The 13,334-nt window shown below is 55.2% G+C and carries 11 protein-coding genes; 3 read left to right on the plus strand and 8 right to left on the minus strand.

Going from position 1 to position 13,334, the window contains the following annotated elements:
- Positions 1-122: 122 nt before the first annotated feature.
- Positions 123-992: a glutamate racemase gene (gene murI, locus CKQ53_RS04375; RefSeq protein WP_094118720.1), complete on the minus strand. Its 870-nt coding sequence runs from the start codon at positions 990-992 to the stop codon at positions 123-125.
- A gap of 190 nt (positions 993-1,182) precedes the next feature.
- Between murI and trmA the strand changes: the two genes are divergently transcribed.
- Entirely contained in the window at positions 1,183-2,286 is a 1,104-nt protein-coding gene (trmA, locus tag CKQ53_RS04380; RefSeq protein WP_085651724.1) for a tRNA (uridine(54)-C5)-methyltransferase TrmA, read from the plus strand.
- Positions 2,287-2,347: 61 nt separating this feature from the next.
- Here trmA and CKQ53_RS04385 read toward each other — a convergent pair whose 3' ends face one another.
- The 6 genes from CKQ53_RS04385 to metB form a co-directional block, all read right to left on the minus strand.
- Positions 2,348-2,695: a YijD family membrane protein gene (locus CKQ53_RS04385; protein WP_085651725.1), complete on the minus strand. Its 348-nt coding sequence runs from the start codon at positions 2,693-2,695 to the stop codon at positions 2,348-2,350.
- A 25-nt stretch (positions 2,696-2,720) separates the two neighbouring features.
- Positions 2,721-3,365 (minus strand): HTH-type transcriptional repressor FabR, encoded by a 645-nt coding sequence (fabR, locus tag CKQ53_RS04390; protein WP_074729089.1) that lies wholly within the window; start codon positions 3,363-3,365, stop codon positions 2,721-2,723.
- A 380-nt stretch (positions 3,366-3,745) separates the two neighbouring features.
- Positions 3,746-4,663 (minus strand): DNA-binding transcriptional regulator OxyR, encoded by a 918-nt coding sequence (gene oxyR, locus CKQ53_RS04395; protein ID WP_085651726.1) that lies wholly within the window; start codon positions 4,661-4,663, stop codon positions 3,746-3,748.
- A gap of 482 nt (positions 4,664-5,145) precedes the next feature.
- The gene (gene metF / locus CKQ53_RS04400) at positions 5,146-6,042 is read right to left on the minus strand and encodes a methylenetetrahydrofolate reductase (protein WP_085651727.1); all 897 of its coding nucleotides are present in this window, start codon (positions 6,040-6,042) and stop codon (positions 5,146-5,148) included.
- A 261-nt stretch (positions 6,043-6,303) separates the two neighbouring features.
- Positions 6,304-8,739 carry a bifunctional aspartate kinase/homoserine dehydrogenase II gene (locus CKQ53_RS04405; protein WP_118894692.1) on the minus strand — a complete coding sequence of 812 codons (2,436 nt, stop codon included), beginning with the start codon at positions 8,737-8,739 and terminating at the stop codon, positions 6,304-6,306.
- 2 nt (positions 8,740-8,741) lie between these two features.
- Entirely contained in the window at positions 8,742-9,902 is a 1,161-nt protein-coding gene (gene metB / locus CKQ53_RS04410) for a cystathionine gamma-synthase (protein WP_085651729.1), read from the minus strand.
- A gap of 185 nt (positions 9,903-10,087) precedes the next feature.
- On the opposite strand from metB, the gene metJ reads away from it, so the two are divergent.
- Entirely contained in the window at positions 10,088-10,405 is a 318-nt protein-coding gene (gene metJ, locus CKQ53_RS04415) for a met regulon transcriptional regulator MetJ (protein WP_085651730.1), read from the plus strand.
- Between the two features lie 95 nt (positions 10,406-10,500).
- On the opposite strand, the gene rpmE is transcribed toward metJ, so the two are convergent.
- The gene (gene rpmE, locus CKQ53_RS04420) at positions 10,501-10,716 is read right to left on the minus strand and encodes a 50S ribosomal protein L31 (protein WP_026740894.1); all 216 of its coding nucleotides are present in this window, start codon (positions 10,714-10,716) and stop codon (positions 10,501-10,503) included.
- Positions 10,717-10,992: 276 nt separating this feature from the next.
- Between rpmE and priA the strand changes: the two genes are divergently transcribed.
- Complete coding sequence (gene priA, locus CKQ53_RS04425) at positions 10,993-13,191, plus strand: primosomal protein N' (RefSeq protein ID WP_094118719.1); 2,199 nt, start codon at positions 10,993-10,995, stop codon at positions 13,189-13,191.
- The last annotated feature ends 143 nt before the right edge of the window (positions 13,192-13,334 follow it).

Genomic DNA, 13,334 nt, shown 5'->3' on the forward strand with positions numbered 1-13,334 from the left:
GTTTTTCTCCGACTGTCACTGCGATGCGTTGTCCGCTTTGCCGTGTCAGTGGGAGCGCATTATAGGGAGTTATTTCGGGCTGACAAGCGCTAAATACAAAAACATTTTCAACCGTTCAGAATTCACTCAAAAACAGGATGGAGTGGCAATTTCTCCAGCGAATCGAAGCCAAAACGAGCTAATACCGGCTGTAGCATGGCAACCTGCGGCGTAATGTTAAGGCAGAAGGCGATATTTTTCTGAATAGATAGCGCTGGCTTTTCTATATGTTCAATCAGCCATAACGCTCTTCGCGCAATCGCCGCTCCGGAATCCACCAAACGAGTCCCATCCGGCAGAACCTGCTGTAACTCTTCCGTCAGTAGAGGAAAGTGGGTACATCCCAGCACTACGGTATCTGGCGGTTCTGGTAGTTTGAGCCAGGGTTTTAATATATGCACCAGTGCATCTGTCGGAACACGTTCTCCCCTCAGCTTAGCTTCCCCCAGCTCTACCAGTTCCGACGATCCCAGCAGCAGAATCTTGCAGTCATTAGCAAAGCGCGCAATCAGTTCATGGGTATAAGTACGTTGCACTGTGCCACGAGTCGCCAGCAGCCCAACCACGCCGTTGCGTGTGAGTTTTGCTGCCGGCTTGACGGCAGGCACGACACCCACAACAGGAAAAGAGAAACGAGCACGTAAGGCGGGAAGGGAAATCGTACTCGCCGTGTTACAGGCGACGATAACCATGGAAAGCGGATACCGTTGCTGAACCGCTTCAACGATGGCAACTACCCGCTGAATGACAAACTGCTCCGGTTTCTCGCCATAAGGAAACGCTTCATTATCGAATGCGTAGATATAGTGCAATTCCGGAAGCAACTTGCGAACTTCACCATAAACCGACAAACCACCCACGCCGGAATCCAGAATCAGTACGGTGGGACGCCCGGAAACAGAAGGAATAGCTTCCGGCGAGACCGGGTTCTCGCTCTGCCAATCGGTAGCCATACACCCCTCTTCATCTCAATAAATAGACCGCGATTTTACCATGAAGCGAGTTGTTCGAGAGGAAGTAATCTATCACCAGCACACGTTACGACCAGTAAACTGATTCCCTATGACAAGGTTGGCTATCCCTTCCCAATCCCCTACAATCGCCGCCAGTAAAGTCACCTAGCCGCCTTTAAACGAGAACACTATGACGCCAGAAATCCTGCCCATCGAAAACTACGACGCTCAGCTAGAAGAAAAGCGCACACGTCTAGAGGCGATGATGGCACCATTTTCCGCTCCGAAACCCGCCGTATTCCGTTCTCCGGTTAGCCACTATCGGATGCGGGCCGAGTTCCGCGTCTGGCACGAAGGCGACGACCTTTTCCACATCATGTTCGATCAGCACACTAAACAGCGCATTCGGGTCGACAAGTTCCCCGCCGCCAGCGAGCTGATTAACGCACTCATGCCGCTATTACTGGCGGCCATTCGTCCGCAACCTGTATTACGCCGCAAGCTGTTCCAGATTGATTATCTTTCCACGGTGAGTGGAGAAATCGTAGTCTCGTTGCTGTACCACCGTCCATTAGATGAGGAATGGCAGCAACAGGCTCGCGAATTGCGCGACCAACTGCGAGCTCAAGGTTTTAATCTGCAATTAATAGGACGAGCGACCAAGACTAAAATCTGTCTCGATCGGGATTACGTTGATGAAGTGCTGCCGGTTGCCGGCAAAGACATCATTTATCGCCAGGTGGAGAACAGCTTTACCCAACCCAATGCCGCCATGAATGTGCAAATGCTGGAATGGGCGCTGAACGTGACAGCCGGTTCAAAAGGAGACCTGCTGGAGCTCTACTGCGGCAATGGCAACTTCTCATTAGCGCTGGCGCGTAATTTCGAAAACGTATTGGCGACCGAGATAGCTAAGCCGTCTGTGGCTGCCGCGCAATACAACATTGCCGCGAACCAGATTGATAATGTGCAAATTATTCGCATGGCCGCGGAGGAGTTCACCCAAGCCATGCGTGGCGTCCGCCAGTTCAATCGGCTTAAGGGCATCGATCTTAGCAGCTATCAATGCGAAACCATCTTTGTCGACCCGCCGCGCAGCGGTTTGGATGAAGATACCGTTCGTTTGGTTCAAGAATACCCACGGATTATGTACATATCCTGCAACCCGGAAACCTTGTGCGCGAATTTGGAAACCCTGAGTCAGACACACAAAGTCAGCCAACTGGCGCTATTTGATCAGTTCCCCTACACCCATCACATGGAATGCGGCGTTTTACTGGAAAAGTTCGCCTAACGCCTTCGCAGCCGGATTTCCCGGCTGCCAGCTTGATCGATTAAGAGGCATGGTCTTTGGCCTATGGGCGGTCACGCCGCTTGATGATCAGCCACAAAGCCAGCAAAACGCAGAGAATAGACGGCACGAAGTTGGAGCCGATTTGGGGATACTCAGCCCGAATCATCGCACTGAAGAGCAATAGGCCGAATAAAAAGCAGCCTGCAACCAACTTCGGCAGCCCAGGCGACATATTCAGGCGTCGATAGCGCTGATGTAGACACCAAACCGATAGCGCCAATGCGATGAGCGGAAAAATGGAAAACGGAACAACGGCGCTAAACAAAGCAGCGAACGAGCCATTGACGGACAAACCGGCAATCATCGACAGCAACAACGTCCCTTTCTCTGCATTTTTCAGTTTTGCCATGATGTTCCTCAACGAGTCTGAAAGACTACGGCGTAGTAAATCCTTTGCTCAGCTCTCTTCGATACCAGTAATACGCCCCTTTCGCAATCATCCGCAGTTGTAATACCAGGCGTTCTTCCAGCTGGCTTCGCTGTTCAGCGCCGATGTCTAACGCTTCCGCGCCCGCGCTGAAAACAATCGTCACCATCGCTTCCGACTGCGCCTCGGCGAAACTACGCGGGATATGATTTTCGACTTCAAGGTAATCCGCCAGTTCGGCAATGAAATGCTGAATTTCCCGGACAACGGCGGCACGAAATGCGGCGGAAGTACCGGAACGTTCACGCAGCAAAAGGCGAAAAGCGTTCGGGTTGTTGCCGATGAACTCCATAAAGGTGGATACAGACGTTCTGATGACGCTGCCGCCGCTCTTGACGATACGCTGGCGAGCCTGCCGCATCAGTTGGCGGAGCATCAGTCCGCTCTCATCGACCATCGTCAGACCGAGTTCATCAACATCACGAAAATGACGATAGAAGGAAGTGGGGGCGATACCCGCCTCGCGGGCTACCTCACGCAGGCTAAGGCTGGCAAAACTGCGTTCAGCGCTCAGTTGGCTAAATGCAGCTTCAATAAGGGAACGACGCGTCCGTTCTTTTTGTTGTGCTCTAACACCCGTAGTCTTGCTCAAAGTGATTTGCTCTCCTTACTTAGAGAGGCACTATAGCAAACTTTGCTCACTACAAAGTGCGTCAAAGTTTGTCCGTATAAAAAGTGACAATAGCGTGGTTTACTCGGGAAATCTTCGTGGATGGTCAAAAGGCCAATATCCGCAATTAAGCAACTGATGCCGGCCTGTACACCGACGATTTAGGGAAAGTCGCGATTGTTCTCGTCTCGACACACATCGAGATGAAGCCTGAGAAGGGGTTTACGCCCACAGGCTCAACCCTGTCCAAGGCACTATGCGAGGTTGTTCTCGGATGGCGCGATCAGCAATCCATTCGCATAAGTAATAATTTGCGCCCAGACCGCGGAGACGCTCAATCAGCAACCATCCTCTCGAACCATTTAAACAGCCTGCTTTGCCTGATTGTCCAGATACAACTGCATGTGCTCGCGAACAGCGTCGGCCAGCTGCTCATACCGGCTGCGCAGCGGCGAGCCTGGGCGATAAACCAGTGCGACCGTGCGCTTCGGTTCCGGTTTGTAACACTGGAGGTATGACACGCCGTCACGCGTTCTTTCTTTCGGAACCGACAGGGAAGGCAATAACGTAATCCCACTACCCGCCGCCACCATGTTTCTCAGCGTCTCCAGACTGGTCGCCCGAAAATGCGTGTCTTCATCCGCACCGGCCTGGAAACAGAAGCCCATCGCCTGATCGCGCAGGCAGTGGCCGTCTTCCAGCATCAACAGTTTCTCCCCGGCCAGATCCGACATGGCGACCCGCTCGCGATTGGCCCAGGGATGATCCTGATAAATTGCCAGTTTCATCGGTTCGTCGAACAGCGGCACTTCGATAAAGGCTTCCGACTCTTTCACCATGGCAAGAATGGCGCAGTCCAGTTTACCGCTATCCAGCTGAGCCAGCAGTTGATGGGTCTGCGCTTCGTGCAAATACATTTCCAATTTTGGAAACGTTTTGTGTAGCATGGGGATGATGTGAGGAAGGAGATAAGGGCCTACGGTCGGGATCAGTCCGATATGCAACGGACCAGACATGCTTTCACCTTGCTGGCTCGCCATCTCTTTCAGCACTTTGACTTCGCGCAGCACCGTTCGGGCCTGTTCGACCAACAGCAAACCGGCTTGTGTAAACAGCACTTTGCGGCTGGTACGCTCCAGCAACATCACGCCCAGTTCGTCTTCGAGCTTGCGAATCTGCCCGCTCAGCGTAGGTTGGCTAACGTGGCAAGAATCAGCGGCTCGGCGGAAATGCCGGTGCTCCGCTAACGCCACAAGATATTCTAAATCCCGGATGTTCATGCCTCAATTCTCCTTAAACACGATAGCCCATAACGATAGATAGAATAGCAATGAACGATTAGCCCTATCAACCTCTGTGAGCAATAATACTTCCAAGTTAAGCAAACAGCTCTCTTTTTGTACGCTACCGAACATGAAGGTGAACTTATTCAACGCCACCACCAGGGCAGAGAAGCTACAACGGGATTGTGGCATTCAGGATCAGTGAATTTCTGGCAGGCCGAGGCTAACCCATGCGGGCTATCGGCACCTGATATTCACTAACGGTACAGAATCACGCCGATATCATCCTGAAAAGCAGACAAGTAAAAAGAAAGCCAACGATACTTTGGCGGGCCTCAGGCCCGCCTTTTTTTGTCTATTGATAAGAGTTACAGAGAAACTGTCGGGAGCTACGTGCCCGTAGTCAGAAGGAATGTGAAGGCATCCCCGTCAGTAGGAAATGCCGATATGGATGCCGCTGCATGATGTCGCAACGGCAATCAGGCCGCGATGGCGGGACGAACCCCTAACGTATGGCAAATTGCATAACTCAGCTCCGCGCGATTCAGGGTATAGAAGTGGAAGTCTTTCACCCCTTCCCGTCGCAGGATTTTTACCATATCCATCGCAATGGAAGCGCCCACCATCTTGCGCGTTTCCGGATCGTGATCCAGCCCGTCAAACATCGCTGTCATCCAATTTGGTACGCGTACGTTAGTCATCGTGGCAAAACGCTGCAGCTGTCGGAAGTTAGAAACAGGCAAAATGCCCGGCACAATTTCCACGTCGATCCCCGTGGAGACACAACGGTCACGAAAGCGCAGATAGCTTTCTACGTCGAAAAAGAACTGGGTGATGGCGCGATTAGCACCCGCATCGACTTTGCGTTTCAAATTGATCAAATCTGCCTGAGCACTTTTGGCCTCAGGATGCACTTCAGGGTAGGCCGCCACAGAAATATCGAAGTCGCCTACTTCTTTCAGCAGGGTCACCAAATCCGCCGCATAAAGCTCAGGTTTGCCACCTTCGGGGGGGAGATCGCCTCGCAGCGCGACGATGTGACGAATACCGCTTTGCCAATAATCCTGTGCAATCGCTTTCAGCTCATCACGACTTGCGTCGATACAGGTCAGATGTGGCGCCGCATCAACGCCGATACGTTCCTTAATGGCTTTAATGATGCTATGCGTGCGGTCGCGTTCGCCGGAGTTAGCGCCATAAGTCACCGACACAAACTTGGGTTTCAGGCTGCTCAAACGGTCAATTGAACTCCACAGCGTCCCTTCCATCTCACTGGTGCGCGGCGGGAAAAACTCGAAAGAAACATTAATGTGCCCCTGCAATTCCGCCAGGCTCTGATTCAGCGCCTCCTGATGATTCGCGTGGAAAAAACTCATATCCTTACCTCAATTAGCCGTTGTCATTGCCACCATGCAAACGTCTATACGTTTAGACGTCTATATAAAAATGGCCGAATCGGTATCCGTAGTCAACGCTTTGGGAGCTGATGTTTATTCATGCAATGTGAGGAGGATTCATGTTGCTTTAACAACGACACAACACGTTGATTTTAAGTATAAAAAAACCCGAAGCAGAACGCTTCGGGCGGAGTTGGATCACGGCGATTTTTCACGAAGATGTCGCCGACATCCTCGCGATCAGAGCAGTTGAGCCAACCGGTTCAGATCGGATTGGATAGCTCCGGAGGTCACATCACGACCCGCCCCCGGACCTCGGATAACCAGCGGGTTATCACGATACCAACGGCTTTCGATCGCGAAGACGTTGTCGCACGGCAGCAACGCGGCCAGAGGGTGATCCGGACGGACGGCTTCCACCCCGACGCGCGCCTTACCGCTGGCATCGAAGCGCGCCACATAGCGCAGCACCAATCCCATTTCATTGGCCGCTTCCAGCCGCTGTAGCATTTGGTCGTCCAGCGACTCGCCGTCCTCGAAGAACTGGTCGACGGAACCCTGTTCACAGCCTGCGGGGACCAGCGACTCGACACGCACCTGCGACGGCTCTATGTCATGGCCGGCTTCGCGCGCCAGAATCACCAGTTTACGCATCACGTCCTGACCGGACAGATCGTCGCGCGGGTCAGGCTCGGTCAAACCTTGCTGCCATGCCTGATCCACCAGCTCGGTGAACGGCACCGTGCCGTCGAACTGCAGGAATAGCCAAGACAGCGTGCCGGAAAAGATCCCGCTAATGGCCAGGATGCTGTCTCCGCTTTCACACAGGTCGCGGACCGCATAGTTCACCGGCAATCCGGCGCCGACGGTGGCGTTATATAACCAATGGCCGCCGGTTTTCGCGAACGCATCGCGGATTTGGCGATAATTGTCGCCGCCGGAGGCTCCCGCCTGTTTATTCGCGCTGATGACATGAAAACCGTAGCTCGCGAAATCCAGATACAGATCGGCCACAGCCCCGCTGGCGGTCACATCCAGCACCACCAAATCATCATAGGGATGCGCGCGCATCCACAGGAACAATTCATCTTCGTCTCGTTCCTGAGCTTCGTCGTCGAAATAGGCCAGCACATGCCCCGCATCTAAGCCATCGTGATTCAGCAAGCTGCGGCGGCTGTCGACGACACCGGCCAGAACAAATTCAAAACCGGTACGTGCTGACAGATGAGTTTGTTCGCGAGCGAACAGCTCCAGCCAGCGGGAACCAATGTTTCCTTTACCGAACAGCACCAGTCCGATGCGCTTTTCCGCTCGGAATAAAGAATGATGTAGACCACGCACCAGATGCTCTGTCGGCCCGACGCGCAGCACCGCCGCAAGGCTGATGCTATCGTCCGATTCACAGACGAATTCGACTGGCTGGTCTTTAAGCTGCTGATAAAAACGGTGGCTATGAAGCGGGTTATTGCCGACGCCAGCCCCTACGACCGCGACAATCGCCAGACCTTCACGCAGTTGAAGCTGAATCGGCAGCGCCGACTGCTCCAGCAGCGACCAGGCGCTGTCGACCACTTCCGAGGTGTAGCAGAACTGCAGCAAATTACGGTCAGGATGGATGCCTGTCGCCAGCGCTTTTATCTGCGCGCGCTGAAGCAATTGTCCGGCGTCTTGCTGCACACGTTGAAAATCGTGTCCATCTTGTACCGTCACCTCAATCAGACAAACATCATCATGGCTGGTGACGATCTTGGCGCCGGTTCCGGAGGCCAGTACGCGTTCGATACGGGTCGACCCCTGTTCGGGTTGATAGCTGCAGCGCAGCTCAAGATTGATATCGCTACCGGACACCGGCTGCAACGTGCGGGTATGCAGAACAGGAGCGGCTAAACGCGCCAGTTCGCTGGCCTCGTCCAACCGCAGCAACGGCAGCAGACAGGCATCTTTGACTTTGCGCGGATCCGCGCTGAACACGCCGGCAACGTCGCTCCAGATCGTCACACGTTCGACATCCGCCAACGCGCCGATCTGCGTGGCCGAGTAGTCACTCCCATTTCTGCCCAGCAGGACCGTTTCACCCGCTTCATTACGGCTGATAAAACCGGTGATCACCAGACGCTGATTAGCATGCTGGATGAGCTGCTGCTGTAACAGCGGCCAGGAGCGTCCTTCGTCAACCTGAGGCAACGCAGAGCGCTCCGCGCAGAGAAACGTGCGTGCATCCAGCCAGGAGGCATCGATGTCTGATTGATTCAGCACGGCGGCCATCAATCGGGCAGACCAGATTTCTCCGTGTCCCACGACTTCGGCATAAACCGCTTCGGTGATTTTTCCGTCCAGCAGCGCCGCCAGACGCTCAAGGTCATGAATAAACGCAGAAGTCAGCCGCTCTGCCGCAGCCTCGTGCAACAGACCCGCAATCAGTTCGCTTTGATAGCGGCGCAGCGCCTGCTGCACCTGATGCGCGGAAATACGGTCGGTTTGACTAAGCTTTAGCCAGCTAATCAGCTGGTTGGTCGTGCCACCCGCCGCCGACACGACCATCAGGTCACCGGGACGACTGTATTCGGCCATAATACCGGCGACGCGCTGATAACATTTCACATCAGCCAAACTGCTGCCGCCAAATTTATGCAGCTGCCGACCCGTGGCGGCACCCGCTATCCCTAAAGCACTCATCGTTACCTCTTTGCGACTGCCTGAAATGCCTGTTCTAAATCGGCGACCAGATCGTCACCGTCTTCAATACCGACGGAAACACGCAGCAGCGTCTCGGATATCCCTGCTGCAGCGCGCGCTTCCGGGGCCATTCCGGCATGAGTCATGGTGGCGGCGTGGGAGATCAGGCTTTCAACGCCCCCCAACGACTCCGCCAGCGTAAATAGCTCCAGTGAGGACAAGAAACGGCGCAACGTATCTTCATCGCCGTCCAGCTCAAAGCTCAGCATAGCCCCAAAACCCGATTGCTGGCGACGCGCGATGTCATGCCCGGCGTTTTCCGGTAAAGAGGGGTGATACAGTTTTTTCACCTGCGGCTGCTGCTGAAGAAATTCCACAATCTGTAATGCATTCTTCTGCGCCGCCGCCATGCGTGGCCCCAGTGTCCGCAGGCCGCGCAGCAGCAGATAGCTATCAAACGCCGCGCCGGTCACGCCAATATTGTTGGCCCACCAGGCCAGTTCGGTCACGAGTTCAGGGTCGCGCGCAATCACCGTCCCCGCGACCACATCCGAGTGGCCGTTGAGATATTTGGTGCAGGAGTGCACCACCAGGTCGGCTCCCAAATTCAACGGATTCTGCAGCGCCGGACTCAGGAAGGTGTTATCCACCACGCTGACCGCACCCGCGTCACGCGCCGCCTGACAGATCGCGGCGATGTCGACTACGCGCAGCAGCGGATTGCTTGGGCTTTCCACCAGCACCAGCTGCGGTTTTTCCGCCAACGCCGCCTTCAGCTCCGCGTCATTGCCCTGATCGACGAATTTCACCCGGAACGCGCCACGTTTGCTCAGGCTGTCGAACAGGCGGTAGCTACCGCCGTAGCAGTCGTGAGGCGCCACCAGAAGATCGCCCGGTCGCAGGAAAACGGTGCAAACCAGCAAAATCGCAGACATGCCGCTGTTCGTCATTACCGCACCTGCGCCGCCTTCCAACTCAGCAAGCGCGCGTTGCACGACGTCGCGGGTCGGGTTGCCGCGCCGTGAGTAATCATGCTCACGCGGTTGGTTAAAACCGGCGAAGTTATAGGTGCTGGAGAGATTGATGGGGGGAACGACACAACCGTACTGTTCGTCGTTATTCAACCCGCTGCGAACTGCGATAGTGGCCTGTTTGCGCGTCATCGGTGAGATTCCTGACTGGTAGCTGAATGAAGAGCCCCAAGAGTAAACGCAGTCAACATAGACGTCAATACATCTAGACTTCTAAACTTCTTTGCGTATAGATTGAGCATCCCTATAATAATCGCTAGAATTAAGACAATTTATGACAGTGACTGTCCTCATCACGATAATTTTTAAGGTATCTCATGGCTAAGTGGAATGGCGAATACGTAAGCCCATACGCTGAACACGGCAAGAAAAGTGAACAGGTCAAGAAGATCACAGTTTCCATCCCGTTGAAAGTATTGAAGATTTTAACTGACGAACGCACCCGTCGCCAGGTGAACAACTTGCGTCACGCCACTAACAGCGAATTGCTTTGCGAAGCGTTTCTCCATGCATTTACCGGGCAACCGTTGCCGAATGATGAAGACCTGCGTAAAGAGCGCTGCGATGAAATCCCTGAAGTGGCCAAACAGATCATGCGAGAAATGGGTATCAACCCGGATACCTGGGAATACTGAGTGATGCCGTTCACGGCATCCAGAAACGACAAAGGCACCCGAGGGTGCCTTTGTTATGCGCGGAAGAAAATCCGCGGCAAAAACCGTGAAGCAAATTACTTCTTGCTGCCCGGGATGCTGAAACGCTTGTTGAAGCGATCAACACGACCACCAGTGTCAACAACACGCTGTTTGCCGGTGTAGAACGGGTGGCAAGCGGAGCATACGTCCAGGTTCAGGTCGTGACCCGCAGTAGAACGGGTTTTGATGACATTACCGCAAGAGCAAGATGCAGTAATTTCGCTGTAATTCGGATGGATACCTTCTTTCATGGGAAACCTCTGATTAAGGCCGTGTCGCTATCCAGCCCTATTCCGCCAGACACCACACGAGGTTGAAGTTGAATTCGTTTTTATCTTTATACACGCGGTATAAAGGCGGCGAATCATACAGAAATTAACCAGCCGATGCAATCACCCCCACACAGAACCTGCCGCACCATGTACACTATCGGCCGGATGGTTTTCCGCACAATCGCATTGTGTCGCTTTTGACTCGCCATCCATGCTGTATAAAGAGTTTCCCCTTAGCTTTCGGACGGAGATGCCATGCCTGTCGTTCAGGTTGCCCTGCCCGTGCCACTGGCGCGTACATTTGATTATCTGCTGCCCCCGGGATCTCTGCCCCCGACGCCCGGCATGCGGGTACGCGTGCCGTTTGGCAACCGCAGGATGATTGGCATCGTGACCGCTCTCAGCGATAACAGCGCGCTGCCGCTGACCCAGCTCAAACCCGTGCAGGACGTACTGGACCAGGAATCGTTATTCCCAGCCAGCCTGTGGCGCATCCTGATGTGGGCCGTCGAGTACTACCACTACCCCATCGGCGAAGTGCTGTTCCATGCGTTGCCGACGCTACTGCGTCAGGGTAAACCCGCTCACACGGCGCCGCTGTGGCAGTGGTTCGCCACCGAACAAGGGCGTGAAACTCCGTTGCCGACGCTGAAACGCGCGCCCAAACAGCAACAAGCGCTGGCCGCGTTACTGCAAGGGCCGCTCTACCGCCATCAGGTCAGCGACGCCCAACTGACCGAAGCCGCTCTGCAAGCGTTACGCGCTAAAGGGCTATGCGACCTGAGGCCCCTATCGCAAGCGCCGCGAGACTGGCGACCGGACTTCAGCGTCAGCGGCGAACGCCTGCGTCTGAATACCGAACAGGCGACCGCCGTCGGCGCGATACGCAGCGAAGATCAGCATTTTTCCGCCTGGCTGCTGGCCGGGATTACCGGCTCCGGCAAGACCGAGGTGTATCTCAGCGTGTTGGAAAACATCCTGGCGCAGGGAAAGCAGGCGCTGGTGCTGGTGCCGGAAATCGGACTGACACCGCAAACCATAGCTCGCTTCAGAGATCGCTTTAACGCGCCGGTAGACGCGCTGCACTCCGGTTTGAACGACAGCGAACGTCTGTCTGTATGGCTGCGGGCGAAAAACGGGGAAGCCGCCATCGTGATCGGCACCCGCTCCGCCCTGTTCACGCCTTTCGCCCGGCTGGGCCTCATCGTCATCGACGAAGAGCACGACAGCTCGTATAAACAGCAGGAGGGGTGGCGCTACAACGCCCGCGATTTGGCCGTGTTCCGCGCCCGGGAAGAGAATATCCCTATCGTCATGGGCTCCGCGACCCCGGCGCTGGAAACGCTGTATAACGTCCAAATCGGCAAATACCGGCAGTTACGCCTCAGTAAACGCGCTGGTAATGCGCGGCTTGCCCAGCAAAATATCCTCGACCTGAAGGGACTGCCGCTTAACACCGGTCTATCGCAACCCCTGATTGCACGGATACGTCACCACGTTCGGGAAGGAAACCAGGTCATCCTGTTTCTCAATCGCCGCGGCTTTGCGCCGGTGGTGATGTGTCATGAATGCGGCTGGATCGCCGAGTGTCCGCGCTGCGATCACTATTACACACTGCATCAGCACCAGCAGATGCTGCGTTGCCATCACTGCGACAGCCAACGACCGGTGCCACAACAATGTCCTGACTGCGGCTCAACCAACATGATGCCGGTGGGACTGGGGACCGAGCAGCTCGAACAGGCGCTGCCCGCCCTCTTTCCCGATACGCCGATTACTCGCATCGATCGCGACACCACCAGCCGCAAAGGCGCGCTGGAGCAACAGCTGGCGCAGGTGCGTCAGGGCGGCGCCCGGATCCTGATAGGGACGCAGATGTTGGCCAAAGGCCACCACTTCCCTGATGTGACGCTGGTGGCTCTGCTGGACGTCGACAGCTCTCTGTTTTCCGCCGACTTCCGGGCCGCGGAACGATTCGCCCAGCTTTACACCCAGGTCTCTGGCCGCGCCGGACGCGCCGGAAAAGCCGGCGAGGTGGTGTTGCAAACCCATCACCCCGAACATCCGCTGCTGCAAACGTTGTTGCAGCAGGGCTACGATGCCTTCGCCGCCCAAACGCTGAAAGAGCGCCAAAGCGTGGCTCTGCCGCCGTTCACCAACCACGTTCTGTTTCGCGCTGACGATCACGACAATCAGCAGGCCAGCCAATTCCTTCACCAGCTACGTAATCTGCTGGAAGCCAGCCCGCTGCGCGACGAAAACCTCTGGGTCCTGGGACCAGTGCCCGCGCTACAGCCCAAACGCGCGGGACGATTTCGCTGGCAGCTGCTGCTTCAGCACCCCTCCCGCGCCCGACTACAGCATCTGCTGCGGACGTCCCTGAGCCTCGTCGATACCCTGCCGCAGTCGCGCAAGGTCAAATGGGTGCTGGACGTCGACCCGACGGACGGGTGACCTTTTCTTCATATTGATTTTTCTACAATTTTGCGAACCAACGCGAAAAACTCGCGCGTGATGCTGTTCAGCGAATAATAAATCCACAACTATAATGCGAGATCTGTTAATGCTTACTCCGCAAGGCGCTATGCTGAACACGG

It is taken from the genome of Lonsdalea britannica (assembly GCF_003515985.1).
Classification (GTDB): domain Bacteria; phylum Pseudomonadota; class Gammaproteobacteria; order Enterobacterales; family Enterobacteriaceae; genus Lonsdalea; species Lonsdalea britannica.